The organism is Roseibium sp. (assembly GCF_039982295.1).
In the GTDB taxonomy this organism is placed as follows: domain Bacteria; phylum Pseudomonadota; class Alphaproteobacteria; order Rhizobiales; family Stappiaceae; genus Roseibium.
Genome location: NZ_JBDWYP010000003.1, coordinates 24,544 through 50,508 on the forward strand (window position 1 = coordinate 24,544; position 25,965 = coordinate 50,508).

Annotated in this window: 22 protein-coding genes; 17 read left to right on the forward strand and 5 right to left on the reverse strand. The window is 57.8% G+C overall.

Annotated elements, in window-relative coordinates:
• Positions 1–76: 76 nt before the first annotated feature.
• Positions 77–2,176 (reverse strand): EAL domain-containing protein, encoded by a 2,100-nt coding sequence (locus tag ABJZ52_RS00220; RefSeq protein WP_348185065.1) that lies wholly within the window; start codon positions 2,174–2,176, stop codon positions 77–79.
• A gap of 447 nt (positions 2,177–2,623) precedes the next feature.
• Here ABJZ52_RS00220 and ABJZ52_RS00225 point away from each other — a divergent pair, with 447 nt between their 5' ends.
• Positions 2,624–3,295, forward strand: coding sequence for a GntR family transcriptional regulator (locus ABJZ52_RS00225; protein WP_348185063.1), 672 nt, complete (start codon positions 2,624–2,626; stop codon positions 3,293–3,295).
• Between the two features lie 185 nt (positions 3,296–3,480).
• Positions 3,481–4,866, forward strand: a complete 1,386-nt coding sequence (fumC, locus tag ABJZ52_RS00230; RefSeq protein WP_348185061.1) for a class II fumarate hydratase — start codon at positions 3,481–3,483, stop codon at positions 4,864–4,866.
• A 52-nt stretch (positions 4,867–4,918) separates the two neighbouring features.
• Here the strand turns inward: fumC and ABJZ52_RS00235 are convergent, their stop codons facing one another.
• A complete protein-coding gene (locus tag ABJZ52_RS00235; RefSeq protein WP_348185059.1) occupies positions 4,919–5,941 on the reverse strand; it encodes a substrate-binding domain-containing protein in 1,023 nt (340 codons plus the stop codon).
• 233 nt (positions 5,942–6,174) lie between these two features.
• On the opposite strand from ABJZ52_RS00235, the gene ABJZ52_RS00240 reads away from it, so the two are divergent.
• The 9 genes from ABJZ52_RS00240 (at position 6,175) to ABJZ52_RS00280 (ending at position 16,293) form a co-directional block, all read left to right on the forward strand.
• Positions 6,175–7,533, forward strand: coding sequence for an ABC transporter substrate-binding protein (locus ABJZ52_RS00240; protein WP_348185057.1), 1,359 nt, complete (start codon positions 6,175–6,177; stop codon positions 7,531–7,533).
• Positions 7,534–7,608: 75 nt separating this feature from the next.
• On the forward strand, positions 7,609–8,598 hold the full coding sequence (locus ABJZ52_RS00245) for a sugar ABC transporter permease (protein WP_348185055.1): 990 nt from the start codon (positions 7,609–7,611) through the stop codon (positions 8,596–8,598).
• A 10-nt stretch (positions 8,599–8,608) separates the two neighbouring features.
• Positions 8,609–9,742 carry a carbohydrate ABC transporter permease gene (locus tag ABJZ52_RS00250; RefSeq protein ID WP_348185053.1) on the forward strand — a complete coding sequence of 378 codons (1,134 nt, stop codon included), beginning with the start codon at positions 8,609–8,611 and terminating at the stop codon, positions 9,740–9,742.
• 45 nt (positions 9,743–9,787) lie between these two features.
• Positions 9,788–10,879 carry a sn-glycerol-3-phosphate ABC transporter ATP-binding protein UgpC gene (ugpC, locus tag ABJZ52_RS00255; RefSeq protein WP_348200027.1) on the forward strand — a complete coding sequence of 364 codons (1,092 nt, stop codon included), beginning with the start codon at positions 9,788–9,790 and terminating at the stop codon, positions 10,877–10,879.
• A 427-nt stretch (positions 10,880–11,306) separates the two neighbouring features.
• Positions 11,307–12,095 (forward strand): DeoR/GlpR family DNA-binding transcription regulator, encoded by a 789-nt coding sequence (locus ABJZ52_RS00260; RefSeq protein WP_348184379.1) that lies wholly within the window; start codon positions 11,307–11,309, stop codon positions 12,093–12,095.
• Positions 12,095–13,174, forward strand: a complete 1,080-nt coding sequence (locus ABJZ52_RS00265) for an ABC transporter ATP-binding protein (RefSeq protein WP_348184380.1) — start codon at positions 12,095–12,097, stop codon at positions 13,172–13,174. The genes ABJZ52_RS00260 and ABJZ52_RS00265 overlap by 1 nt, the downstream gene beginning before the upstream one ends.
• Positions 13,175–13,237: 63 nt before the next feature.
• Complete coding sequence (locus ABJZ52_RS00270) at positions 13,238–14,521, forward strand: ABC transporter substrate-binding protein (protein ID WP_348184381.1); 1,284 nt, start codon at positions 13,238–13,240, stop codon at positions 14,519–14,521.
• A 69-nt stretch (positions 14,522–14,590) separates the two neighbouring features.
• The gene (locus ABJZ52_RS00275) at positions 14,591–15,475 is read left to right on the forward strand and encodes a sugar ABC transporter permease (RefSeq protein WP_348184382.1); all 885 of its coding nucleotides are present in this window, start codon (positions 14,591–14,593) and stop codon (positions 15,473–15,475) included.
• A complete protein-coding gene (locus ABJZ52_RS00280) occupies positions 15,472–16,293 on the forward strand; it encodes a carbohydrate ABC transporter permease (protein ID WP_348184383.1) in 822 nt (273 codons plus the stop codon). Before ABJZ52_RS00275 ends, ABJZ52_RS00280 begins: the two co-directional genes overlap by 4 nt.
• 11 nt (positions 16,294–16,304) lie before the next feature.
• Here ABJZ52_RS00280 and fhuF read toward each other — a convergent pair whose 3' ends face one another.
• Positions 16,305–17,210: a siderophore-iron reductase FhuF gene (fhuF, locus tag ABJZ52_RS00285; RefSeq protein ID WP_348184384.1), complete on the reverse strand. Its 906-nt coding sequence runs from the start codon at positions 17,208–17,210 to the stop codon at positions 16,305–16,307.
• Positions 17,211–17,577: 367 nt separating this feature from the next.
• Here fhuF and ABJZ52_RS00290 point away from each other — a divergent pair, with 367 nt between their 5' ends.
• From ABJZ52_RS00290 to ABJZ52_RS00315, 6 genes are all read left to right on the forward strand, one after another.
• On the forward strand, positions 17,578–19,314 hold the full coding sequence (locus ABJZ52_RS00290) for an ABC transporter substrate-binding protein (protein WP_348184385.1): 1,737 nt from the start codon (positions 17,578–17,580) through the stop codon (positions 19,312–19,314).
• A 90-nt stretch (positions 19,315–19,404) separates the two neighbouring features.
• The gene (locus ABJZ52_RS00295) at positions 19,405–20,472 is read left to right on the forward strand and encodes an ABC transporter ATP-binding protein (RefSeq protein ID WP_348184386.1); all 1,068 of its coding nucleotides are present in this window, start codon (positions 19,405–19,407) and stop codon (positions 20,470–20,472) included.
• A 33-nt stretch (positions 20,473–20,505) separates the two neighbouring features.
• On the forward strand, positions 20,506–21,570 hold the full coding sequence (locus ABJZ52_RS00300; RefSeq protein WP_348184387.1) for an ABC transporter ATP-binding protein: 1,065 nt from the start codon (positions 20,506–20,508) through the stop codon (positions 21,568–21,570).
• A gap of 10 nt (positions 21,571–21,580) precedes the next feature.
• Positions 21,581–22,444: a sugar ABC transporter permease gene (locus ABJZ52_RS00305; protein ID WP_153772028.1), complete on the forward strand. Its 864-nt coding sequence runs from the start codon at positions 21,581–21,583 to the stop codon at positions 22,442–22,444.
• Positions 22,444–23,244, forward strand: coding sequence for a carbohydrate ABC transporter permease (locus ABJZ52_RS00310; protein WP_153772029.1), 801 nt, complete (start codon positions 22,444–22,446; stop codon positions 23,242–23,244). The genes ABJZ52_RS00305 and ABJZ52_RS00310 overlap by 1 nt, the downstream gene beginning before the upstream one ends.
• Positions 23,245–23,257: 13 nt before the next feature.
• Complete coding sequence (locus ABJZ52_RS00315) at positions 23,258–23,539, forward strand: DUF2160 domain-containing protein (protein ID WP_348184388.1); 282 nt, start codon at positions 23,258–23,260, stop codon at positions 23,537–23,539.
• A 10-nt stretch (positions 23,540–23,549) separates the two neighbouring features.
• Here the strand turns inward: ABJZ52_RS00315 and ABJZ52_RS00320 are convergent, their stop codons facing one another.
• Together ABJZ52_RS00320 and ABJZ52_RS00325 are read right to left on the reverse strand one after the other, a co-directional pair.
• Positions 23,550–24,629 (reverse strand): siderophore-interacting protein, encoded by a 1,080-nt coding sequence (locus ABJZ52_RS00320; protein WP_348184389.1) that lies wholly within the window; start codon positions 24,627–24,629, stop codon positions 23,550–23,552.
• Positions 24,626–25,930, reverse strand: a complete 1,305-nt coding sequence (locus tag ABJZ52_RS00325) for an MFS transporter (protein ID WP_348184390.1) — start codon at positions 25,928–25,930, stop codon at positions 24,626–24,628. Before ABJZ52_RS00325 ends, ABJZ52_RS00320 begins: the two co-directional genes overlap by 4 nt.
• Positions 25,931–25,965: the final 35 nt, after the last annotated feature.

Here is a 25,965-nt window from a genome sequence, read left to right on the forward strand (position 1 = left end):
GCTGTCTGCTTCGTCATTGAAAAGGGCTTCGCAGTGCGGAGCCCTTTTTTGTTTGCCAGAAACCTGGACAACGGACCTAGGAGGCGACCTTTTGCTTTTCTCGCCCGGATTGGTGTGATCCTGCAAGACTGGCTTTCAGCTTTTCGGTCAGTCGCGCTTGTTCGACACTGGACGGCACGTCGCTCGCGGGCAGGGGATGTCCGAAGAGAAACCCCTGAACCTGAGCGCAGCCGGCGTGGGTCAGGAAGTCGAGCTGAATTTTGTTTTCGACACCTTCTGCGAGAACCGGAATCTTGAAGCTGTGGCCGAGGAGGACTGCAGAGCGGATGATGGCGCGTGATCTGGGGTCGGTTTCAATGGACTGGGTAAAGACACGGTCCACCTTGATCTTGTCGAAGGGGAAGTTCTGCAGCGTGTTGAGCGACGAGTACCCGGTGCCGAAGTCGTCCATGGCGACCCGAACGCCCATATCCCTGAGAGCCTTGATCGCATGCAGCACTCGATCATGGTCCTCAATGATGCTGCTTTCCGTCAGCTCGATCTCGAGACGCCCTGCCGGTAGGCCGGTTTCGATCAGGATCTGGGACACCACTGCCGGGTAATTGCTGCGCGACAGTTGCAGCGGCGAAGCATTGACCGACACCGGTATGGCGAGATCCCAGGTGACGGCGTGCTGACAGGCTGCCTCCAGAACCCACTGCCCGATGTCCAGGATCTGGCCTGTGCGCTCGGCGATAGGGATAAAGTCCGCCGCGCCGATGAGGCCCTTTTCGGGATGTTCCCAGCGTAAAAGCGCCTCATAGCCGGTGAGTTCCAGTGTGCGGGCGTCATTTTGAGGCTGGACGAAGAGCCGGAGCTGATCGTCCGAGATCACGGACTTGAGGTCTGTGGCGATGACGACCTGCCGGCGATTGGCTTCTTCCATGCCATCGACATAGGTCTTGATCTGATGGCCTCCGATTCGCTTGGCACGCTTGGCAGCAAGGGCTGCTCTCAGAACCAGCGTGTCGAGATCGGTGCTGTCATCGGGGAACATGGCGATGCCAATGCTGGCATGAAGGTTGAGAGTGTAATTGTTCCAGTGGATGGGTTGCATGATGATGTCGCGGATCTTGTAGGCGAACAGCATGGCCGCGTTGAGGTTTGGCACATCGCCCTTGAAAGCCACGAATTCATCACCGTTGAACCGGGCAAGGAGTTCGTCCTCTGCCAGGTCACCAAGAATATTCGCCGAGACGGCAGACAGGATCTCGTCTCCAGCGCCATAGCCATGCAAATCGTTGATCGCCTTGAACTGATCAAGGCTTATGAACAGAACAGCGGCGCGGTTGCCGCCTGCTTCCTTTTCCTCGAGGCGCGCGGCGATCATTTGGCTTAGATACTGGCGGTTGGGCAGGCCCGTTATCGGGTCATGCAGGGCAAAGTAGCGATATTTTTCTGCCGCGGCCCGCGTTCCCTGCGTATCGATTGCATGACCGGCAGCAACAACGAGCATCAACACGCCAATTGCGAGAGCGACCGTGGCCAGCAGCGTTTGCTTGTCCAATACGGCGCGTTCCTGTTCCATGCCGCTGACTGGAATGACGGTAACCGCTGCCATGCCGATGAAATGAACGCACAGGATTGCGGCCAACAGGCAGAAGCTTGCTGCGATATTGAAGAAGCGAGAGCCGGGTCGTGCAAACCTGTTCAAGGCAAGGGCGCCAAGCAGGCCCCCGAGAGCGACGGAAGATACAACCAGACCCGCATCCCAGGACTTGACGCCCGGCATGATGATCGCTGCCATGCCAATGTAATGCATCGCGGCAATTCCAAGCCCGACGACCAGGCCACCCAGCTCGATGAACATCGGTATGCTGCGCAAGGTCGACAAAAAAAATCCGAAGCCGGACATCAGGAATGCGACAATGAACGAGAGAATTGTGAGCCTGGCGTTGAGGACATGCTCAACCGCATGCTCGTGTCCGATCATGGTAATGAAATGTGTGCCCCAAATGGCGCTGGCGCAGGTTATGCTGGCGAGGAACAGACACAGATGACGCCGGGTCCCGGTCTCGCTGTTGACGTGGCCATACAGCTTGATCGTGAAAAGGCAGCCTGCGAAGCCGAGCAAACTCGCCGCAGCCAGCGACAGGACATGATACTCGGTCGCTATGCTGGACAAGACGCTAAGCATGACTTTCTCCTGGAAAGATCACTTTCAGGCAAAAAACCAAACACAATAATAACGAGATAATACGGCGTCTTTTTTAGTTATTTAGACGTAAAAGTTACGTAGTGGAATTTATAAGTTACATTGATTTTATTTTCCGACATTCAATGACAGAGTCAGGGCGCGGAATTTCAATTGGGCGGATTTGGAATGTCGAGCAACTTCTTGACCTAAATTTCTGAGAGAAGATCTGATCAACAGCCGTTTTTGTCGACAATAACGGGAATTCCTAACGTAAATTTGTATCTTGTGTAAAATCTGATTGATATTTTTAACAATGACTAACCAAATTGCCGTCAAAACAATTGGCTCTTGCATGGTTAAGTATAGATCGCCTCAAAAGGGTCTGTTTGTCCATCTAACCTAGCGAGATATTCGTTGTTGTAGAAAAATACCGGGACCGCATTGCCCATGGCAGTCAAATCGAAATCGACACGAGTCGACAGGGCTTATGATCGCCTGAAGGAAGATATTCTTTCCAGTGGACTGCCGCCAGGTTTCCAGGCCCCCGAACCCGACATTGCCGAGCGTTTGGAGATGAGCCGGACGCCTGTTCGAGAGGCGCTGATCCGCCTTGAGGCCGATGGCTTGGTCGAACTCGTCCCGCGGCGAGGCGCAAAGGTTCTGGCGCTGTCCCTTGAGGACCTTTCGGAAATTTACGACCTTCTGATCGCGCTCGAGCCCTGCGCGCTTGCCAATCTGACCAGTGAAAAGATCGATGCTGAGGCGCTTGAGGAGCTGGAGGCTCTGATTGGCGAGATGGAAGGTGCGCAGCGCGCGCAAGATCTCGATGCCTGGGTGGAAGCCGATGACCGGTTTCATCGCAAGCTGCTCAGTTTGAGCGGAAATCAGCGTCTGGCACATTTCACCGGATGCCTTCTTGATCAGGTGCATCGCGGCCGGATGGTGCTGTTGCGCATGTTGAAAGCGCCTATCGGCAATGTCCAGCAGCATCGTGATGTTCTGGCTGCCATTCTTGTCGGAGATGGCGCGGCCGCAGCGGATCTTGCGCGGCGGCATCGCATTGCGGCAAAGCAGGCGCTGGAGAACGTCTTTGCCAGTTGCCGTTTGTCCCAGGTCTGAGCCATCGGGGTCTGAGGGAGCGGGAAATCCAATGAAAGGTCTCCTGCTTCCTATCTGACTGCCCTTGCAAAGCCTCTTATTTATGTCAGCGTATTTGAACCGGATGATGAAGTTCGTCGTCCGGGCCTTGCGGTTGTGTCTTCTGCACAGGCCGTGGAGACATGAGTTGAAGAGTGGAGCGGTTCATGCGTCTTGAAACTGATGGTATCGGCCCGATTGAAGTCGCTGATGATCGTTACTGGGGTGCCCAGACCCAGAGGTCCCTGAAGTATTTTTCGATCGGTACAGATGTTGTGCCGATCGAGCTTGTTCATGCCTATGGGGTCTTGAAGAAAGCCGCGGCTCTGACCAATCGCGACCTGGGCCTGCTCGACCCGGAGCTTGCCAGTCTCATCAGCACGGTTGCCGACGAGATTTCGAAGGGGGATCTCGACGATCACTTTCCATTGCATGTCTGGATGACGGGCAGTGGTACCCAGACGAACATGAACGTTAACGAAGTGATCTCAAACAGAGGGATCGAGCTGGCGGGTGGCGTGCTGGGATCCAAGACCCCGGTGCATCCGAATGACCACGTCAATATGTCCCAGTCCTCCAACGACACCTATCCGACAGCCATGCACATGTCGGCCGCGATCCTGACGTCGCAACGGCTTTTGCCCGATGTCCGCTATCTACGGGAAAAATTGCAGGCAAAGGCGGACGCATGGAGCCACATCATAAAGATTGGCAGAACCCATTTGCAGGATGCGACACCCCTGACGCTTGGTCAGGAGTTTTCCGGCTATGTGCACATGCTCGACGAGGATATGGCGCGCCTCGAGTTTGCGCTGGGTGATGTTTTCAAACTGGCGCTTGGCGGCACGGCTGTGGGCACAGGTATCAACACCCATCCCGAGTTCGCGGAAAAGGCAGCAGCCGAAATCGCGCGGTTAACGGGCCTTCCATTCGTGACTGCGCCGAACAAGTTTGCGGTGCAGGGCGCGCACAATGCGCTTGTCATGCTGTCTGGCGCGATGAAGCCGCTGGCAAGCTCCCTCTACAAGATTGCGAACGACATTCGGCTGTTGGCCTGCGGGCCTCGCTGCGGCCTGAATGAGCTGACACTGCCAGCCAATGAGCCGGGGTCGTCCATCATGCCAGGCAAGGTGAATCCGACCCAATGCGAGGCATTGGCCATGCTGGCGATCCAGGTCATGGGCAATGATGTTACGGTCGGGCTCGCCAGCAGCGGCGGGCATCTGGAGATGAACGTCTACAAACCGGTGATGATCAATGCGGTTCTGCAGTCTGGCCGGATCATGGCCGACGGTGCCCGCAATTTTGCCGACTTCCTTGTTGAGGACATGGCGGCAAATGAAGACCAGCTCGCCGCCTATCTGGAACGCTCACTGATGCTGGTAACAGCGCTCAGCCCGGTTATCGGCTACGACAAGGCAAGCGAAGTGGCGCATCTGGCGTTCGAGCAGAACAAGACCCTCAAGGAGGTCTGTCTCGAACTTGGCTATGTCACTGCAGAAGAGTTCGATACTGTCGTGGATCCGGCCAAGATGGTGTCGTCAAGCCTCTAGTCCCGATCCTGATGCTCCAGAGTGGGGCGTTCAGGAGAGAGGGGCAGCGGACCTACATCGTCAAGGGGCCGGTCGACTGACCGATGATCAGCTCTGCCTCCAGGTGTTCGCTGACGATGGTGTCCGGGTTGGGCAGAATCTTTTCGATCAGGAGCTGGGCGGCGCGGCTGCCTGCGTCCCGGACTGATGAGCGTGTGCAGGTGAAAATCGGGACGTCGCCGCAGTTGGGCAGAAACGACAGGGCGTCGTCATGTGTAATGACGGAGATGTCACGGCCGATCTTCAGGCGGCAAAGACCGATTGCGCGCGCGACGCCAATCGCCGTGATCATGCTTGAAACCATAAAGGCGGTTGGTGGTTCGGGGGATTTGAGCATCTCAAGCGCGCTGTCTGCGCCATAGGGCTCAGTCATGTCGGCTGCGCGCAAAAGTTCGGGGATTGTCTGAAGATCCCGGTCGCTGTGGGCCTTTTCGAAGCCTGCACGGCGACGCGCGGCAAAGTCCATGTCCTCAAGGCCGTTCAAAAGGGCAATCCGCCGATGGCCCAGATCGAGCAACAGATTGGTCGCCCGTTCGAATGCACGCCCGTTGTTGACGTCGATCCAGGATGTTTCATTTTCCAGGCCGGGTACGCGGCCGTGGATCAGAAAGGGCAGGCCGAGCTCCTTCAGGATGGCAGGCCGCCCGTCCCTTGAACGCGGGCCGTGCACCATGACGGCATCGGCCTTTTTCCTGGACGCGATCTCGCGGTAGGCGGCTTCGACGTTCTGATCCTCGACGACCGAGATGATCATGTCGTAACCATGACGGGAGTAGGTTTCGCCGGCTCCGGCGATGAACTCCATAAATACCGGGTTCATCATCTCATGCAGGGAGCGTGGGATGACGTGGCCAATGGACATGGAGCGCCCGGTGGCCAGACGCCGGGCTTGCTGATTGGGCGCGTAGCCAAGCTTGCGGGCCATTTCCTCAACACGGCTGCGTGTCTCGGCGCTCACTTCCGGATAGCCGTTCAAGGCGCGGCTGACTGTCGTCTGGGACAACTCCAGTGCCTGGGACAATTCCTTCAAGTTCAACCGGCTTGCTCCAAATCCAAATCGCTTTGGTTTCTTTTGACATGTTGGGATGCGAGTTGAAATGTCAAGTTTGTGCCGCAATGGCTTTCTTGACAAGAACGTGGTGTCGAGACATGTTGGGGTGTAATTCAAAGCGGTTTGGATGGGTGTGCTGGGTGGAGATGCAACCATTTAAAGCTGCCTGACGTTTTAGGCGTGCGGAGGCGTGCCTGTCTGGATCTGGGAGGATCATGATGATTTTGCGTTTTGGAACTTATACGGCTGCGGCCGCGCTGGCAGTCGGACTGACAAGCATGTCGGCGCAGGCGGATCTTTTGTTCAAGCCGGGTGAAGACCCGCGCTTCAACTGGGAGAGCTATGAGGCGCTGAAGGCCAATGATCTTTCCGGCAAGACCGTGACCGTGTTCGGTCCCTGGCTTGGGCCGGACAAGGAGCTTGTCGAAAACACGATGGCCTATTTCGAAGAGGCCACCGGGATCGACGTGCAATACTCCGGCTCGGACAGTTTCGAACAGCAGATCGTGATTGATACGCAGGCCGGGTCTGCTCCCGATGTTTCGATTTTTCCGCAGCCGGGTCTTGCCTCCGATCTGGCAGGCAAAGGATTTCTGGCGCCGCTTGGTTCCGAAACGGCAGACTGGGTGCGCGACAATTATGCGGCGGGTCAGTCCTGGGTCGACCTGGGTACCTTCAAGGGACAAGACGGCAAGGAAGAGCTCTTTGGCTTCTTCTACAAGGTCGATGTGAAGTCACTGGTCTGGTACAGCCCGGACAACTTCGAGGATGCGGGCTATGACGTGCCGCAGACCATGGAAGAGCTGAAGGCACTGACAGAGCAGATTGTTGCAGATGGCGGTACGCCATGGTGCATCGGGCTAGGATCTGGCGGAGCGACCGGCTGGCCGGGGACCGATTGGGTCGAGGACATGATGCTTCGCACCCAGCCGCCGGAAGTCTATGACCAGTGGGTCCGCAATGAGATCCCGTTCAACGACCCGAAGGTTGTCGGCGCGATCGAGGAGTTCGGCTGGTTTGCGAACAACGAAAAGTTCGTCGATACGCCGGGCGCCGTTGCAGCATCGGATTTCCGCGACAGCCCGAAAGGCCTCTTCACGTCGCCGCCCGCCTGCTACATGCATCGTCAGGCGTCGTTCATTCCGTCCTTCTTCCCGGAAGGCACGGAAATGGGCGTCGATGCGGACTTCTTCTACTTCCCTGCCTATGAAGGCAAGGATCTGGGAGCTCCGGTCCTTGGGGCAGGTACTGTCTTTGCCCTGACCAACGATACGCCGGAAGGCCGCGCGCTGATCGAGTTCTTGAAGTCGCCAATTGCCCACGAAGTCTGGATGGCACAGTCGGGTTTCCTGACGCCGCACAAGGGCGTCAATGTGGATGCCTATGCGGATGACACGTTGAAAGGTCTTGGTGAGATCCTGCTTGGCGCGACGACCTTCCGCTTCGACGGATCCGATCTGATGCCTGGTGCTGTCGGTGCCGGCTCATTCTGGACGGGGATGGTCGATTTTGTCGGCGGCAAGCCTGCCGATAAGGTTGGTACGGAAATCCAGGCGAGCTGGGACGCAATCAAGTAAGATGAAAAGGCGGGGCGGCCGCGAGCCAAAAGGGCGGCCGCCCCGAACCTTTCGGGACCTTTAGGGAGGGATCCCATGGAGCAGCTGTTGCTGGCGCTCGTGTCCATGGCGGCAGGTGTTGGTGCCTGTGTGTTGTACTTCTGGGGAACAAACAAAATTCTGGACGGGGTCTTCCCGGCCAGAGGGCCGAATGCGGGGCGCAACATCTTGCGCGCCAACAGCATCAGGCCCTGGCTGTTTCTTGGTCCCGCCATTGCGCTCCTGACGCTCTATCTGATCTACCCGGTGATCAACTCGGTCATCCTGTCCTTCTATGGGCCGTCCGGTCAGAGCTACGTCGGAACGGCGAACTATAGCTGGCTCGTTTCCGATGCGGGCTTCCGTGAAAGCTTGCGCAACAATCTGCTTTGGCTCTTCGTTGTGCCGGCGGCCTCCACCTTCTTTGGCCTGATTGCAGCGGCTCTGACGGACCGGATTTCCTGGGGCAACATCGCCAAGTCGCTGATCTTCATGCCCATGGCAATCTCGTTTGTCGGAGCGTCGGTGATCTGGAAATTCGTCTATGACATCCGCGGCGAAAACATCGAACAGATCGGGTTGCTGAATGCCATTGTCGTTGCCCTGGGCGGTGAGCCGCAGGCCTGGATCACGCTGCCTTTCTGGAACAACGTCTTCCTGATGGTCATCCTGATCTGGATCCAGACGGGCTTTGCCATGGTGATCCTGTCCGCTGCTCTGCGGGGCATTCCGGAAGAGACAGTCGAGGCCGCGGTTCTCGACGGTGCCAATCCCTTGCAGATCTTCATGAAGATCAAGGTGCCGCAGATCTGGGGCACGATCGCGGTGGTGTGGACGACGATCACCATTCTGGTGCTCAAGGTTTTCGACATCGTGCTGGCCATGACCAACGGTCAGTGGGGCAGCCAGGTTCTGGCCAACTACATGTTCGACTGGATGTTCCGCGGGCTGGACTTCGGCCGCTCCGCGACGATTGCCATCGTGATCATGGTGATGGTCATTCCGATCATGATCTGGAACATCCGCGAAGCGCGGAAAGAGGGTTGAGGAGAGGCGCATGCAGGGTATCGCAGGGCAGCGCCCGCTTTTGATCTGGGTCGTTCATCTGTCTGTGGCAGCGCTTGTGCTGCTCTGGACGATCCCGACCTTTGGTCTTCTTGTGTCTTCTTTCCGGGATGGTGATCAGCTGTCGGTTTCGGGCTGGTGGACTGCCTTGACGGCAACCGAACGCAACATCATTTTCCGTGCCCCGGCCCCCGCCGCCCAGGTTAAGGACGGTGACCAATGGGTGATTTCGGGGAATGTGTTTGAAGGCCAAGCCGAGGGGGAAGTGACCGCTTTCGGGTTTTCCAGCAAGGCACCTGCCGCCTTTGCTCCCGGGCAGACAGCCGAAATGAGACGCGGGAAGGCGCTTGAGGTTGCCCCGAACGGTGATTTTCGCATTGCCTCGCCGGAGGAAATGAAGGGCAAACGCGGCACGCGGATCTTCTACACCTCCATCGACCCGCCGCGCTTCACCCTGGAAAACTACCGGAATGTGCTGTTTTCCGAAGGCATTGGCCGTTCCTTCATCAACACGCTGACGGTGACCATCCCGGCAACCATCATCCCGATCCTGATCGCAGCGTTTGCCGCCTATGCCCTGGCGTGGATGCAGTTCCCTGGCCGGGCCTTGTTGCTGGCCGTCGTTGTCGGTTTGCTTGTCGTGCCGTTGCAGATGTCTCTGATCCCGCTTCTGAGGCTCTATACAGATGTGGGTATCGGCAAGAGTTATATCGGCATCTGGCTCGCACACACCGGCTTTGGCCTGCCGCTGGCGATCTACCTGCTGCGCAACTACATCAAGGGTTTGCCAAAGGAAATCATCGAAAGTGCCAAGGTGGACGGGGCGTCCGATTTCGAGATCTTTATCAAGATCGTCCTGCCCCTGTCGTTTCCCGCGCTCGCCTCTTTCGCCATTTTCCAGTTTCTGTGGACCTGGAACGACCTTCTGGTCGCGACCGTGTTCCTTGGCAACAACGAGGATCAACTGGTCATGACCGGGCGGCTTCGGGAACTGCTGGGATCGCGCGGCGGTAACTGGGAGATCCTGACGGCATCGGCCTTTGTTTCGATTGCCGTTCCGCTTCTCGTTTTCTTCTCGCTGCAGCGTTACCTGGTGCGCGGGCTTCTCGCAGGCTCGGTGAAATGACATGAGCAGACACGACAACAAGACATATGGCATGGAGCTCTCGGCATGACTTCCGTTTCCCTCAGGGGCGTCAGCAAGTCCTATGGTTCGGTCGAAGTTCTTCGGAACATCGATCTGGATATTGAAAAAGGTGAGCTTGTTGTCTTCGTCGGGCCGTCCGGCTGTGGCAAGTCCACGCTCTTGCGGATGATCGCCGGCCTTGAGACGATTACGGGCGGCGATCTGCAGATCGATGGCGAGCGGATGAACGAAACACCTCCCGCGCAACGAGGCATCGCCATGGTCTTCCAGACCTATGCGCTTTACCCGCATATGAGCGTCCGAGACAACATGGCGTTCGGCATGCAGATTGCCAAAAAACCGAAATCGGAGATCGAAGCAGCGGTCGACAATGCAGCGCGCATTCTGCAGCTCGAGCCCTATCTGGACCGGCTGCCCAAGGCGCTCTCCGGTGGCCAGCGCCAGAGGGTCGCGATTGGCCGGGCCATTGTGCGCGATCCCAAGGTGTTTCTGTTCGACGAGCCTCTGTCGAACCTGGATGCGGCGCTGCGGGTGGCGACGAGGATCGAGATCGCCCAGTTGAAGGAAAGCATGCCCGACAGCACGATGATCTATGTGACCCATGATCAGGTGGAGGCGATGACGCTTGCCAGCCGTATCGTGGTTCTGCATGGCGGTAACATCGAGCAGGTTGGCGCGCCACTTGAGCTTTACGAAAGGCCGGCGAACGTCTTTGTGGCCCAGTTTATCGGTTCTCCGGCCATGAACCTGGTGGCAGCTCAGGTGACAGAGACGGGGGCGTCCACGACCGTTCAGATCCGCAAGGGAGCGACTGCAACGGTGCAGGTGCCATCGAAGCCTGCAGACCAGAGCTTGCTGGTGCAGCTGGGCGTCCGTCCCGAGGACCTCGTGCTGACCGAGGGAGATGACTTTCTTCTCGAGGGAACAGTTGCGATCGTGGAGGCGCTTGGCGAGACGACTGTGCTCTATTTCGAGGGCAAGGACGGCGAGGTCGGGCTGATGGCCAAGCTGCCGGGGATCCAGTCCATCGGCAAAGGCACGAAGGTGCGGTTGACGGCTGCGCCGGACAAACTTCATCTCTTTGATGCCGAAGGTGTGTCCTTCCACTATCGGTAGATGCCCACCTATTTGCAGAGCTGAGCAAGCGCGTTACCTGACGGTTGCTGCGAGCTGAGCGGCAAGGTGTGTGGTGCTCCTGGCTGATCAGCCTTCGGCATTTTAATCGCTGCAAGCACGGTTTGTACCGGCAGCAACCTGCTGCGTGATTTCAGCATTTCAAACTCAATCCTCGCGACAAGCAACGCGCTTCCGCGCGATGCCGGACACGAGCGCTCTCGCATGAATGGCTATGTGCGGGTCGGGGCGGCTGAAAATGTCATCTCATGTTCATGTGAGCGTCGAGATACGTTCATATGAACATTTTATCTCTCCAGCACATTCGCAGAAGGGCATCGTTCCGGAAAGGAGCTGTGAACCTGTGCGGAGATTCTGTTCCAAGGTTTTGCTGGACACAAGCGGAAAATTTGAAGGGAACGAAAACGCGATGTTGGGTCAGATTGATATCACTGAGCGGCAAGCAGAAATTGCTGACCTGGTTCAAAAGGGCGGCTTTGCGTCTGTTGAAGAACTGGCTGTCCGTTTCGATGTGACGACCCAGACCATCCGCCGTGATGTCAACGGCCTGTGTGAGCAGGGGCTTCTCAGACGGACCCATGGCGGCGTGGAGGCCCCCGCGCCGTCAGGCAACAGCCACTACAGCACGCGGAAAATCCTCAATCTTTCCCAGAAAAAGCAGATAGCCGACCTGGTGGCGAGCGCCATCGACAATGGAATGTCGCTCGCCTTTTCAATTGGCACGACACCGGAAATCGTCATGCAGGCGCTGACTGCCCATGAAGGGCTGTGTGTCTTCACCAACAATCTGAACGTCGCTTTCACGGCATCCGTCAATCCGAGTTTCCAGGTTACGATTGCGGGCGGCAGGCTGCGCCACGGCGACCGGGATATTCTGGGCACCGCCGCGCAGGACTTCTTCTCGAACTACAAGGTCGATATCGGCGTCTTTGGTGTTGCCGGTGTGGATGACGACGGCACGCTACTCGACTTTCATGAAGATGAAGTCGCAGCCAGGCAGTCGATCCTTGCCAATTGTCGCCAGTCGTTCCTCGTTCTCGATCATACGAAGTTTGGCCGGACCGCGCATGTGCGCGGTGGTCACGTCTCCGAGGTCTCGCATGTCTTCAGCGATCAACCGGTTCCTGCGGAGATCGAGAAAGCCCTGTCTGGTTCTTCAACCCGGATCATCACGGGCAACGAGCTGGAGGGCGTGTGATGTCCGATCCGCTGGCGAGAACCCACGCAGGCAAGGCGATCCGGCTGGAAAACGTCTGCAAACTCTTCGGTGACAGCCGGGCTGTGGGTGACGTCTCGATCGACATTCCTGCTGGTTCCTTCACGGTTCTTCTGGGGCCGTCGGGCTGCGGCAAGTCGACGACGCTGCGTATGATCGCAGGCCTGGAAGGCATTGACGAAGGCAGGATTTTCATTGGCGGAGATGATGTCACGGGCAAGACGTCGTCCAAGCGCGACATCTCCATGGTCTTCCAGTCCTATGCGCTTTTTCCGCATCTGAGCGTTGCCGAGAACATCGTTTTCGGACTCAAGGTGCGCAAGGTCGATGCGAGAGAACGCAAAGAGAAACTGACGCGTGTTGCGGACCTTCTGGGTCTGAGCGAGCTTTTGGAGCGCAAGCCGGCGCAACTCTCCGGCGGCCAGCAGCAGCGCGTGGCACTGGGGCGTGCAATCATCGGTGAAAAGCCGGTCTGCTTGATGGATGAGCCGCTGTCCAATCTGGACGCCAAGCTGCGTCACGAGATGCGCGTGGAGTTGCGGGCTCTTCAACAACGCCTGGGCTTCACGATGGTGTACGTCACTCATGATCAGGTCGAAGCGATCACGATGGCGGATCAGGTGGTGCTGTTGAATGGCGGCCGGGTCGAGCAAGCCGCAACGCCGCGCGATCTCTATGAGCGGCCTGCAACGCCTTTTGCTGCACGTTTCATCGGCACGCCGCCCATGAACCTCATTCCCATGTCAGCGATCGAGCCGCTTCAGGACATGCCGACCGGGCTCCTGCTCGGTGTTCGTCCCGAAGCGCTGTGCCTGGCAGCTGACGGCGGCCTGACGGGCACCGTGCGCTCCGTGGAATATCTGGGCGCTGACACCCTGGCTGATTGTGACGTTTCAGGCTCGGTGTTTCAGGTTCGCCTGCCCGGGTCGCGGTCTGTCGCGACGGGCGAGGCTTTGCGCTTCACCGCATCGACTGCGGATCTCCATGTTTTCGATCAGCTTTCCGGCGGACGCCGGGACGACCTGATCCCAGAAATCGGATCGCGATTGCGATCCCAATAGCTGTGCTGTCGGGCGCAGGCGACGCGCTTCAAGCGTGAAAGCTCAAACCAAGGAAGTTTTGAGATGATTAAGTCCACATTCCTTAAGGCCGTTGCTGCAACGGCTCTTTCTGTCAGCACGTGGGCATCTGCCCATGCGGTTGACCTGCAGTTCTATTTCCCGGTTGCAGTTGGCGGAAAGGCTGCCGATACCATTCAGGCTCTGACCGATGAATATGTCGCGGCCAATCCTGACGTGAAGATCGACGCTGTCTACGCCGGTTCCTATCAGGACACGGTTGCCAAGGCGATCACCGCTTCGCGTGGCGGTAACCCGCCTCAGCTGTCCGTGATCCTGTCGGTCGACATGTTCACGCTGATCGATGAAGACCTGATCCAGCCGTTTGACAACTATCTGACGTCAGATGAGGACAAGGCCTGGGTTGAGGGCTTCTATCCTGCGTTCATGGAAAACAGCCAGACCGGTGGCAAGACCTACGGCATTCCTTTTCAGCGTTCGACGCCGGTTCTCTACTGGAACAAGGAAGCTTTCAAGGAAGCCGGTCTTGATCCTGAAGTCGCACCGGCGACCTGGGACGAAATGGTCGAATTCGGCAAGAAGCTGACCAAGAAAGACGCAGACGGCAAGGTTTCCCAGTGGGGCGTTCGTATCCCGTCTTCCGGCTTCCCTTACTGGCTGTTTCAGGGGCTTGCGATCGAAAACGGCGCGACCCTTGCCAATGCTGAAGGCAACAAGACCAACTTTGACGACCCGAAGGTCGTTGAAGCGCTTCAGTACCTCGTCGACCTGAGCACCAAGCACGAAGTGATGGCTCCGGGCATCATCGAGTGGGGCGCAACTCCGAAGGCATTCTTCGAAGGTCAGACGGCCATGATGTGGACCTCCACTGGCAACCTGACCAACGTTCGTGACAACGCACCGTTCGACTTCGGCGTTGCCATGCTGCCGTCCAAGGCGACACGCGGCGCGCCGACCGGTGGCGGCAACTTCTATCTGTTCAAGGGCGCATCCGACGAGCAGAACAAGGCGGCTGTCGAATTCGTTCAGTGGATCACGGCTCCTGCCCAGTCTGCGAAATGGACGATCGCAACCGGATATGTTGCCCCGCGCGCAGAGACTTGGGAAAGCGAAACGATGAAGGCTTACACAGCTGATTTCGCTCCGGCCCTGATCGCCCGTGACCAGCTCGAGTTCGCGAAGGCTGAACTTTCGACCTACCAGAACCAGCGCGTCACCGGCATCTTCAACGATGCACTGGCCTCTGTGATCACCGGCAAGAAGGACGCAGCGACTGCTCTCAAGGAAGCCCAGGCTCAGGCCGACGGCATCCTCTCCGAGTACCGCTAAATCTCATGAAGACCGGGTGGCGCTTGCTGCCCGGTCTTTGTCTCAAGACGTGAGCTGACGGAACTTGCCATGCGGGTGACATTCAAACGGGACTGGATACATGGGTGGCTGCTGTTGCTGCCGGCGATGGTGTTCCTCTTTGCCTTTACCCACATCCCGGCGGTCACGACCTTCATCAACAGCTTCTATTCAACGCCGCGCGGTCGCAAGCCCGCCAAATTCATCGGGCTGGAGAACTACGAGCGGTTTTGGGACGACCCTGTGTTCTGGAAGGTTATGTTCAATAACCTCTGGTTCGCGCTGGGCACCATCCCGCTTTCGATTGCGCTCTCGATTGCCATGGCACTTTGGGTGAATGACAAGCTCGCCGGACGAAGCCTGGTGCGCATGGCCTACTTCACTCCCACGGTCCTGCCCCTGATCGCAGTCGCCAACATCTGGCTGTTTTTCTACACGCCGGGCTTTGGCCTTTTCGATCAGGTCTTCGGTGCTCTTTTTGGCTGGTCCAGCACCAACTGGCTTGGTGATCCGGCGACGGCGCTGAATGCCGTCATCGTGGTGACAGTCTGGAAAGAGGCCGGCTTCTTCATGATCTTCTATCTCGCGGCCTTGCAGGCGATCCCTGTTTCGCTCGTCGAGGCAGCGAGGATCGAAGGCGCAAGCCGCTGGACGATTTTCTGGCGGATCACATTCCCGCTTTTGATGCCGACAACGCTATTCGTCTCGATCAACGCAGTGATCAATTCGTTCCGGCTGGTCGATCATATTTTCATTCTGACAGATGGCGGTCCGGACAACGCCTCATCGCTTTTGCTGTTTTACATATACGAGGTGGCGTTCCGGTTCTGGGAGACCGGCTATGCGGCAACCTTGACCGTCGCCTTGCTGGTGCTGTTGTCGGCGCTTGCGATTGGGCAGTTCTTCTTCTTCGATCGCAAGGTGCACTACAAATGAGTTGGTCCGCTCCCACCCTCGATCGTGTCCTGAACACAGCGGCTGCCTGGGCCCTGGCGCTGTTGTGGATCCTGCCGCTTGCCTATGCGATCTGGACCGCGTTTCATCCGGCGGCCTACGAGGCGCGGTTTGTTCTGACGGCGCCGCTGACGCTGGACAATTTCGCGAAGGCCTGGTCTGCCGCGCCATTTGCGCGCTATTTCCTGAACACGTTTGTTCTTGTCAGTCTTATTCTTGCAGGCCAGTTTTTCCTGTGCACGCTGGCGGCCTATGCCTTCGCGCGCTTCGAATTTCCGGGGCGCTCGTTGCTGTTTTCGCTCGTGTTGCTGCAGCTTCTGGTGATGCCTGACATTCTGATCGTCGAGAACTACAGGACCATGCGGCTGCTTGATCTTGTCGATACGATACCGGCGATCGCATTGCCGTATCTGGCAAGCGGGTTCGGCATCTTCCTGTTGCGGCAGACATTCATGACCATCCCCAAGGAGCTGGATGAGGCGGCGCGGATGGAAGGTGCTTCATTCCTGGGTGTGCTCTGGCGGGTCTATATCCCGCTCGCCAAGCCGACCTATCTTGCCTATGGCCTTGTTTCAGTCAGCCACCACTGGAACAATTTTCTCTGGCCGCTGATCGTGACCAATTCAGTCGATACACGCCCGGTGACTGTCGGCCTGAGCGTCTTCTCGGCAATCGACAGCGGTGTTGAATGGTCGGTGATCAATGCGGCCACGCTGATGACCAGCGGGCCACTGCTTGTCGCCTTCCTGCTGTTCCAGCGGCAATTCGTTCAAAGTTTCATGCGCGCAGGTATCAAGTAGCGCTTTCGACATCACTTGCTTGCGCCCAGCACCAAGGGTCTGCGATCGTTGCCGTAAGTTGGCTTCAAGGAGCAGTCCTGACAGCGAGCAACCCCCTCAAGGCCGTATCTCAGACAGCAAACGCGCCGCGTTCTGGTGGCTTCGGAGCCAGAGGGGCGATAGGGGCTGAACAGCGGATTGCGATTGCCGTCCGGCTTTTTCGGATTGCCAGTGATCGCTTTCAGGTCGATATCCTGATTGCCGCTCCACAGAACCTCATGGGTGTAGTCGATGACGACAGCTGCATTCATCCAGAACACTTTGGCCGATACGCCACTTCGGGCCGACAGCGAGAAGACAAGCGGCGACAGGTGACCATCGATCAGGGGCGCGAGCCGGTCAAATGGTGTGTCTGTATTCAAAGCGGGCTCGGCATTGGGATCGGTCAGTTCAAACCTTTGCGGTTGGCCTGAGGCATCCAGCACAACGCGTAGATTTGCAAGAGACGCGGGCACCTTGGACCCCGCAGCTCCGGCCAGGAGTATCAGTGGTGGCAGAAGAAGGCCGAAGTACCATTGGGACCAGTAGGAAACGCATGATCTCGCGTCATCGCCGGGAAAGCCGGTTTCCGCATAAAAGTCGAGAAGCTGCTTGAGGCCCGCGGGATCAGTGAGATCAGAGCAGCTGCGGCCGTTGTCAGAACCGGGCGCGATTGAAAACTGCTCGCCTAGATGCGCGGTGTTGCCGTGAAACAGGCCGTCGATATAGTCGCGCAGATCAATCTGGTCATCGGGGCAGGGCTCTGCGCCTGGCATTTGCGAAATTCCGTGGCTCTCTGGTCGGCGCTTGCTGTCAGGTTCCTGACCTGGCTCTGCGCCGCTTGGCTTGACAGCTGTCTGCGGGTCGCCGTGTCCGGCCGGACCGGCTGTGTTGCCCACACAAATAACCTTGCTGATCACTTGAGGGCAAAGGAAACTTGAGTTTTAAGCTCGATTTTTCGCTTGAGTTCCATTTCCCTCAAGAGCTTGCGCTTCGCGGTGAAGTCGTACGTTTGCCTGCGGACGAGGTGTGTTCGGGCCTGTCAAAAGGGGCTGAGAGCCGCATTGTTCTACGTTCGTTGGGGCAGTGCTTCTGTCGTTTTTAATGATCTTGTTGATTCCGCAAAGGTATTTTTTCTCTCGTGCGTCTTTCCCTGTCGATCTTCGAAGCAATTGCTATAGATCGGACCAATTTTCCATTGACCTTCATTTTCTTTCGATTGATATTCGTTTTACCTGCACTTGCGGGTCGTTTTGGGAGGAAATTATGAAGCAGAGATTCTTGTCCGCGGTGGCCGCCGCGGCAGTGCTCTCCTGTGCCGGTCAGGCTTTTGCCGGCATGGATGAAGCAAAAACATGGGTGGAGAATGAATTTCAGCCGTCCGTTCTGTCGCAAGACGAGCAGATGGCCGAGATGGAGTGGTTTGTAAACGCAGCCACCCCGTTCCAGGGAATGGAAATCAATGTGCTGTCGGAAGGTATTCCGACCCACGAATATGAATCCAAGACCCTGACGAAGGCCTTCGAGGAAATCACCGGTATCAAGGTCAACCACCAGATCCTCGGCGAAGGTGAAGTGGTTCAGGCCGTTCAGACGCAGATGCAGACGAACCGGAACCTCTATGACGCCTATGTCAACGATTCCGATCTCATCGGCACCCATTCGCGTCTTCAGCTGGCGGTCAACCTGACCGACTGGATGGCGGGTGAAGCCAAGGACGTCACGTCTCCGACGCTCGACCTTGAAGATTTCATGGGCGTGAGCTTCACAACGGGTCCGGATGGTGACCTCTACCAGCTGCCTGATCAGCAGTTCGCGAACCTCTACTGGTTCCGCAAGGACTGGTTCGATCGCGAGGATTTCCAGAAAGCGTTCAAGGAAAAATACGGCTACGACCTCGGTGTTCCGGTCAACTGGTCTGCCTATGAGGACATTGCCGAGTTCTTCTCCAAGGACGTCAAGGAAATCGACGGCGTCACGATCTACGGCCATATGGATTACGGCAAGCGCGCACCGGATCTTGGCTGGCGCATGACCGATGCCTGGCTTTCCATGGCAGGTGCCGGTTCGCCGGGTGAGCCCAACGGTCGTCCGATCGATGAGTGGGGCATCCGCATGGAAGCGGACTCCTGTAACCCTGCGGGCGCAAGCGTTTCACGCGGCGGTGGCACCAACGGCCCGGCGGCTGTATACGCGATCCGCAAGTGGGACGAGTGGCTTCGCAACTATGCGCCTCCAGGCGCTGCCGACTACGACTTCTATCAGTCTCTGCCTGCACTGAGCCAAGGCAATGTTGCGCAGCAGATCTTCTGGTACACTGCATTCCTTGCAGACATGGTGAAGCCGAAGTCCGAAGGCAACAACACGGTTGACGATGCCGGCATGCCTCTGTGGCGCATGGCTCCGTCGCCTCACGGTCCTTACTGGCAAGAAGGTCAGAAGGTCGGTTATCAGGACGTTGGGTCCTGGACGATCCTCAAGTCCACACCGACCGACCGCGCCAAGGCAGCCTGGCTCTACGCTCAGTTCGTGACCTCCAAGACGGTTGATGCGAAGAAGAGCCATGTTGGGTTGACCTTCACCCGTGACAGTACGGTGCGCCACGAAAGCTTCACCGAACGTGCGCCAAAGCTTGGCGGCGTGGTCGAGTTCTATCGCTCGCCGGATCGTGTTCGCTGGTCGCCGACCGGTGTCAACGTGCCGGATTATCCGAAGCTGGCCCAGCTGTGGTGGCAGCAGATCGGTGATGTGAACTCCGGTGCCTTTACGCCTCAGGAAGCCATGGACCGTCTTGCTAGCGAGATGGACCAGGTTATGGCTCGCATGCAGCGTGCGGATGAAGCCAACAACACCTATGGCGGTTGCGGCCCTCGCCTCAATGAGGAGAAGGATCCGTCAGAGTGGCTCGGAAAGGGCGGCGCAAAAGCCAAGCTCGACAACGAGAAGCCACAGGGCGAAACCATTGCCTATGACGAGTTGATCGCACAGTGGAACGCTAACTAAGCGTTCTGCCTGTCGAGACGACATCCCGGGGCAGCAGTGCCCCGGGAACCTTTGGCCCGCGTTTGGCGGACGAAAAAGTGCGAATACCCCATGTCTCTTGAACTCATCGATGTTTCGAAGCGCGTCGGCGTTGAGCAACATATCTATCCGACCGACCTGAAGCTGGAAGCCGGCGGGATGAATGTCCTTCTCGGCACCACGTTGTCGGGCAAGACCACCTTGATGCAGCTGATGGCCGGGCTGGACAAGCTCACGACCGGTTCGATCCGCTTCAATGGTGAGGATGTGACCCGGACCGCCGTGCAGAAACGCAATGTGTCCATGGTCTACCAGCAGTTCATCAACTACCCGAATTTCAGCGTTTTCGAGAACATTGCCTCGCCTTTGCGGGTGGCCCGCATGGCCGAGGGCGAGATCAAGCGCCGCGTTGGCGAAATGGCCGAATTGCTCAAGTTGTCGGGAATGCTCGACCGGCGGCCATCAGAACTTTCCGGTGGCCAGCAGCAGCGCACAGCGATGGCGCGCGCCCTGGTCAAGGACGCAGATCTGGTTCTCCTGGACGAGCCGCTCGCCAATCTGGACTTCAAGCTCCGCGAGGAATTGCGTGACGAGCTGCCACGATTGTTCGCGAACCGTGAGTGCGTGGTGGTTTACGCCACGACCGAACCTGTTGAGGCCCTGTTGTTTGGCGGGCAGACCGCGACCCTGCACGAGGGGCGCGTGACCCAGTTCGGGCCGACAAGCGATGTCTACCGCAAGCCGCAAGATCTGGTCAGCGCCGAAGTGTTTTCCGAGCCGCCGATCAACCATGCGCAGGTGATCAAAAAGGGGGCGATGCTGACGCTGGTGAGTGGTGCGAGCTGGTCTGCGACCGGCAAGGCTGCGGCTTTGCCGGATGGTACCTACACCCTCGGTCTTCGGCCGCACCACGTGACACCCGTTCAATCGGGAAGTCAGCCGGTCCAGGTCGATGGCAACGTCATGGTGACTGAACTCAGCGGTTCCGAGAGCGTGGTGCACTTTCATTTGGGTGGACGGACCTGGGTGTCCCAGTCCCACGGCATACATCCGTTTGAAGTCGGAGAGCAGGCGACACTCTACGCAGATGTGTCTCAGGCCTTTTACTTCGATGCTTCCGGCGCATTGATCGCTGGCTGACGCGCAAGCGAAACGAATTGGGAGACTGCCTTCATGGCAAAAATCACGCTCAAGGGCTTGCGCCACAGTTACAAGCCGGATCCGCAGGAGGATGCGGACTATGCGTTGCAACAGCTCGATGTGGACTGGGAAGATGGCGGTGCCTATGCACTTCTCGGACCGTCTGGCTGCGGCAAGACCACACTGCTCAACATCATTTCCGGCCTTCTGACACCGAGCCATGGTCAGGTGATTTTCGGCGACGAGGACGTGACCCAGCTGCCGCCGGACCAGAGGCATATCGCGCAGGTGTTCCAGTTCCCGGTCGTCTACGACACGATGACTGTTTACGACAACCTTGCGTTCCCGTTGCGCAACCGCGGTGTTCCCGAAGCCGAGGTCGACAAGCGCGTTCGCGAGATCGCGGAGATGATCGACCTGACCGCGACGCTGGACAATCGGGCCTCCGGGCTGACGGCCGATGGCAAGCAGAAGATCTCCCTGGGCCGGGGCCTCGTTCGGACGGACGTCAATGTCATCATGTTCGACGAACCTTTGACCGTGATCGATCCTCACCTGAAGTGGCAGCTCCGCTCCAAGCTCAAGGAGCTTCACCAGCGGGTCCGCACAACGATGATCTATGTGACCCATGACCAGACCGAGGCGCTGACGTTTGCAGACAAGGTCGTGGTCATGAAGGACGGTCAGGTGGTGCAGATCGGAACGCCCGTGGAACTCTTCGAGAGACCGCAGCATACCTTCGTCGGCCACTTCATCGGGTCGCCGGGCATGAATGTGCTGCCATGCGAAGTTCGCGGCGGAAAAGCTTTCTACCAGGATACGGAAATTTCCAGCTGGAATGCGGCATCCTGCAATGTCGCCTCGGGTCTGGAGCTCGGTGTCCGGCCCGAGTTTGTCGAATTCGGCCCCACTGGCGTCCCCGTCGAGGTTGCCAAGGTTTCCGATGCCGGCCGGTTCCGGATCGTCGATACCCGCAAGGGAGATCAGAGCATCAAACTGCTGGTGCCTGAAGGCGGTGAAATTCCGGAAGGAAATGCATTCCTGCAGTTCGCGCAAGACCACACGCAGGTCTACCGCGACGGTTGGCTGGTGAGTTGAGGACAGAGTCATGAACAAGACAGAAAACCAGAAAGCCTGGCTCTTCGTCCTTCCGGTGGTCCTGCTGGTCGCGTTCAACGCGGTCATCCCCCTGATGACCGTCGTGAACTATTCGGTTCAGGAAACCTTCGGCGACAATACGTTCTTCTGGGCCGGAGTGATCTGGTTTCAGGACGTGCTGAATTCGGATCGCTTCCATGCATCCCTTGGCCGGCAGATGATCTTCACGTTCTCGATCCTGGCCATCGAAATTCCGCTGGGTGTGCTGATCGCGTTGACCTTGCCGCGCAAAGGCCCGTGGGTTCCGGTGTGCCTGGTGCTTATGGCCCTGCCGTTGCTGATCCCCTACAACGTGGTCGGCGCGATGTGGAATATCTTTGCCCTGCCGGATATCGGTCTTCTGGGCTACGGACTGAACGCGCTGGGCTTCGACTATAATTTCACGCGTCAGCCGGGAGATGCATGGTTCACCCTGATCCTGATGGACGTGTGGCACTGGACGTCTCTGGTTGTGCTCCTGGCCTATGCCGGGTTGGTGTCTATCCCTGATGCCTACTACCAGGCAGCGAAGATCGATGGCGCCAAGTCGTTTGCGATCTTCCGCTATATCCAGCTGCCGAAAATGAAGCGGGTGCTGACCATCGCAGTCCTCTTGCGTTTCATGGACAGCTTCATGATCTACACCGAGCCGTTCGTTCTGACGGGCGGTGGGCCGGGCAACTCCACGACCCTTCTGTCGATCGATCTTGTGAAGATCGCGCTCGGTCAGTTCGATCTGGGTCCAGCTGCGGCCATGTCGCTGATCTACTTCCTCATCATTCTGCTTTTGAGCTGGGTCTTCTACACTCTCATGATGCGAAACGAGGCCAACTGATGAAAAATCCAAGCCGCTTCGTTCCGGCCCTCTACATCTTCTTCCTGATGCTGCCGATCTATTGGCTCATCAACATGTCGTTCAAGACGACCAACGAGATTCTTGGCTCGTTCTCGCTCTGGCCAAGAGAGTTTACGACCGAGAACTACGTCGCGATCTTCACCGATCCGACCTGGTATATGGGCTATGTGAACTCACTGGCCTATGTCTCGCTGAACACCGTTTTGTCAGTGTCGGTCGCGCTTCCGGCAGCCTATGCCTTTTCGCGGTATCGGTTCCTGGGTGACAAGCACCTGTTCTTCTGGCTTTTGACCAACCGGATGGCCCCGCCGGCTGTCTTCGCCCTGCCGTTCTTTCAGCTCTATTCGGCGGTCGGTCTGTTCGACACTTATTGGGCTGTGGCTCTTGCGCACACGCTGTTCAACATTCCGCTGGCGGTCTGGATCCTGGAGGGGTTCATGTCGGGCGTGCCGAAGGAGCTGGATGAGACAGCCTATGTGGATGGGTATTCCTTCCCGCGCTTTTTCGTGAAGATCTTCATTCCCACGATTGCAGCGGGGATCGGTGTTGCCGCGTTCTTCTGTTTCATGTTCTCCTGGGTGGAGCTGTTGCTGGCCAAGACACTTACGTCTGTTGCCGCGAAACCCATTGCGGCGGTCATGACACGGACGGCGAGCACATCAGGTTATGAGTTGGGGCTTCTGGCTGCGGCGGGAACGCTGACAATCATTCCTGGCGCCTTCGTGATCTATTTCGTTCGCAACTATATCGCCCGGGGCTTTGCCCTCGGCAGGGTCTGAGGAGGATAATACCATGGGTCTTTCATGGATGGCCTGGACCTGGCCGACGGCTGCATTCTTCTGCTTTGTCGCAGTGGCAATCGCGACGATGGGCGTTTGGGAGTATTTCTCGCCGGGCGGCGGACCTCGCGATGGCATTCTCGGACTTCACACCACGCGGGGAGACCGTCTGTTCATCTCCCTGCTGGGCAGCGCCTTCATCTTCCTGTCGTGGCTCGGATTGATGGGGACCCCGCTGTGGGCGCCGCTGGCGATTGCCATCGCCTATGGCCTGGCGGTGTTCCGCTGGGTCTGAGGCGATAGCTTTAGGCGGTGCCTTTGGCATCGCCTGAGCGGCCACGTTTCCAATATGAAATCGCGTATTGCCGCCCCTTCCCAAGCCCGAAGTCCTGCTTGAAGACTTTGCGCAGTGACTGGGCGTTGTCGTGCTCGCCTGCAAACCAGCAGAAGTCCGGCGCGCAGTCACCTGCAAGAGCTTTCAAGCTGTCTTCGACCGCTGCCGGGAAGTCCTTCGAAGCCAGGCAGGTGATTGTAAGGCCGGTTTCAGGAAGGTAATTGAGACTCTCTGCTGGCAGGGCCGCGACCACGTGTCCGGTACAGGTCCTGGGCAGGGCTGCCAGAAGGTGAGCCAGGGCAGGTAGTGCGGTCTCGTCAGCGGCCAGCAAGACAGATAGGCACTCTTGCGGTGCCGTTTCGCCGCCACCCGGGCCCATTAGGCCAATGGTGTCTCCAGCGACCGCTCTTTCGGCCCAATCGGCGATCATCCCGCCCTTGTGGCGAACGATGTCGATATCGACCTCAGATACGTCTGCGCGAACGTCTTTCAGTGTGTAGTAGCGCACGTGAAGCTCGTCTTCGCCCTTCGGCCAAAGCGTCGCGCCATTGGAAGCGACATGAGGCCATTGAGGGGCGCGGGTCGCATCTGACGGCAGCATGAGCTTGACGTGAATGCCGTCTTTTTGCAGCAAGTTGGCAGTCTTGCAGTCAAGGGTCAGGCGCAGCAGGCCGGGGAAAATTTCACTCTTCCCGGATAGGTGCAACAGATGAAAGTTCGGCGGCCTGATATTGTCGCTTGCGCGTTCACTTTGAAGATCGTCGCTCCAGCGGATCGATGCGGCTGCTTGCGGTGTGAGTTCCTCCAGATGCCGCACCACGCCCTCCTTGAAAACGAAAAGCTTGTTTGGGCTGGGCGCCGAGACCGCGAAGGTCAGTGTTTCAGGTGCCTTGGAAACAAGGATCGTACTGTCCGCATCGATCGGGATCAGGACACTGCCGTCACCCTGATCAATGTGGTTCAGATCGTGGCTCTTGAGATGCTCCAAAAGCGCGTCGAGCACAGATCCGGGATCGGTAACAACAACAGTGGTTTGGGCTTCTAGACTCATGAAACGGGCCCATTCTGGGCCGCTGTTTGGGCCGTTTTGTGGGGAGCTGACATCCTTGAAGACCTCGACAAAAGCTTGACGGTAGCCAGAACAGCAAGACCCGACAGTACGGCGGCCAGCACGAATAGGCCGTCGTATCCAAACTGGTCGGCGATAAACCCGGACGTCATGGAGCCGATGAGATAGACAATCAGCTGGGCGCAGGCCAACAGCGTGAAGTCTGTGCCCGGCTGTGATCTGGACGCGACGCTCATGAAAAGAGAGTACAGAATAACAATTTCCATGTAGCGAATGAAAGTCTGGAACGCGGCTGCAGACATCACCGTCCAAAGCGGCTCGTAGATCCCCAAAGCATGCAGGGCGAAGGCGGTGAAGCAGATGGTGCGCAGAAGACCAAGAATGATCAGTGATCGGCTGGCTCCCTGCCATTTGATTAGGCCTACAGCGATGACTGACCCGATGATGCCGGCCGTGGCAGCCGACACTCCGGACAGGTAGCCGATCCAGGAAAGTGACAGGCCAACGTCGACGAGATAGGGGCCTTCCATTGCCTTGACGAGGCCTTCACTTGCCCGAAAGATCAGTGCAATGACAAAGATCTGCACCGCTTCGGGGCGCATGAAAAACGCGCGCAGGGATGGCTTTGAAATTGTCTTCTCTTCGGTCTCAGCTGACGGAGGCCCAGATACACGTTCTCGCATCAGAGGCGTAACGAGCAGCGGCAACAGAGACAGGGCGGCGACAAAAAGAAGTGTCGGTGTCCAGCCATAGGTCTCGAACAGAATAAGGGACAGTGTGCCGCCGACCACGACGCCGAGGGCGACCGCACCACCTTGAAAGGCGTTGCCGATACCCCTGTCCTTTTCCGAAAGACTGTTGGTCGCGTAGCCATCCGTCGCAATATCCTGTGCCGACATGGCCAGTGCCATTGTCAGACAAACCACAAAGAGGCCGGTCACATTCGTTGGTTCGATGAACGCCAGGACCGCGATGCCGGAGGCTGTGACCACCTGCATCGGGACGATCCAGCCACGCCGATGCCCAATCTTGAGAAAGCTGAAACGGTCTATGAAGGGAGCCCAGAGGAACTTGAGCACCAGGGGCAACATGAGCAGGGAGAAAAAGCCGATTGCGCTTCGGGAAACACCTGCCTCACGCAGGACCGGAGGAAGGGCAGCTGCAATGAGGTAGGTGGGAATGCCCTGTGCCAGATAGAGGCCGCCAAGCGTTGCAAACAGGCGGTAACGTTCGGCGTTTCCGGAGGGATCTGTGCCCCTGAGCTTGGCTCTCGACAGACGCATGGCTGGCTCATTTTCAAGAGTGTCGAGGGCATGCC

Excerpts from the sequence above, each read along its gene's own strand:
- ABJZ52_RS00280 (WP_348184383.1), top strand. The coding sequence starts at position 15,472 with ATGAGTTGGTCCGCTCCCACCCTCGATCGTGTCCTGAACACAGCGGCT.
- ABJZ52_RS00325 (WP_348184390.1), bottom strand. The coding sequence starts at position 25,930 with ATGCGTCTGTCGAGAGCCAAGCTCAGGGGCACAGATCCCTCCGGAAAC.
- ABJZ52_RS00265 (WP_348184380.1), top strand. The coding sequence starts at position 12,095 with ATGTCCGATCCGCTGGCGAGAACCCACGCAGGCAAGGCGATCCGGCTG.
- ABJZ52_RS00295 (WP_348184386.1), top strand. The coding sequence starts at position 19,405 with ATGTCTCTTGAACTCATCGATGTTTCGAAGCGCGTCGGCGTTGAGCAA.
- ABJZ52_RS00310 (WP_153772029.1), top strand. The coding sequence starts at position 22,444 with ATGAAAAATCCAAGCCGCTTCGTTCCGGCCCTCTACATCTTCTTCCTG.
- ABJZ52_RS00270 (WP_348184381.1), top strand. The coding sequence starts at position 13,238 with ATGATTAAGTCCACATTCCTTAAGGCCGTTGCTGCAACGGCTCTTTCT.
- ABJZ52_RS00305 (WP_153772028.1), top strand. The coding sequence starts at position 21,581 with ATGAACAAGACAGAAAACCAGAAAGCCTGGCTCTTCGTCCTTCCGGTG.
- ABJZ52_RS00240 (WP_348185057.1), top strand. The coding sequence starts at position 6,175 with ATGATTTTGCGTTTTGGAACTTATACGGCTGCGGCCGCGCTGGCAGTC.
- ABJZ52_RS00220 (WP_348185065.1), bottom strand. The coding sequence starts at position 2,176 with ATGCTTAGCGTCTTGTCCAGCATAGCGACCGAGTATCATGTCCTGTCG.
- ABJZ52_RS00225 (WP_348185063.1), top strand. The coding sequence starts at position 2,624 with ATGGCAGTCAAATCGAAATCGACACGAGTCGACAGGGCTTATGATCGC.
- ABJZ52_RS00300 (WP_348184387.1), top strand. The coding sequence starts at position 20,506 with ATGGCAAAAATCACGCTCAAGGGCTTGCGCCACAGTTACAAGCCGGAT.
- ABJZ52_RS00315 (WP_348184388.1), top strand. The coding sequence starts at position 23,258 with ATGGGTCTTTCATGGATGGCCTGGACCTGGCCGACGGCTGCATTCTTC.
- ugpC (WP_348200027.1), top strand. The coding sequence starts at position 9,788 with ATGACTTCCGTTTCCCTCAGGGGCGTCAGCAAGTCCTATGGTTCGGTC.
- fumC (WP_348185061.1), top strand. The coding sequence starts at position 3,481 with ATGCGTCTTGAAACTGATGGTATCGGCCCGATTGAAGTCGCTGATGAT.
- ABJZ52_RS00245 (WP_348185055.1), top strand. The coding sequence starts at position 7,609 with ATGGAGCAGCTGTTGCTGGCGCTCGTGTCCATGGCGGCAGGTGTTGGT.
- ABJZ52_RS00320 (WP_348184389.1), bottom strand. The coding sequence starts at position 24,629 with ATGAGTCTAGAAGCCCAAACCACTGTTGTTGTTACCGATCCCGGATCT.
- ABJZ52_RS00250 (WP_348185053.1), top strand. The coding sequence starts at position 8,609 with ATGCAGGGTATCGCAGGGCAGCGCCCGCTTTTGATCTGGGTCGTTCAT.
- ABJZ52_RS00290 (WP_348184385.1), top strand. The coding sequence starts at position 17,578 with ATGAAGCAGAGATTCTTGTCCGCGGTGGCCGCCGCGGCAGTGCTCTCC.
- ABJZ52_RS00275 (WP_348184382.1), top strand. The coding sequence starts at position 14,591 with ATGCGGGTGACATTCAAACGGGACTGGATACATGGGTGGCTGCTGTTG.
- ABJZ52_RS00260 (WP_348184379.1), top strand. The coding sequence starts at position 11,307 with ATGTTGGGTCAGATTGATATCACTGAGCGGCAAGCAGAAATTGCTGAC.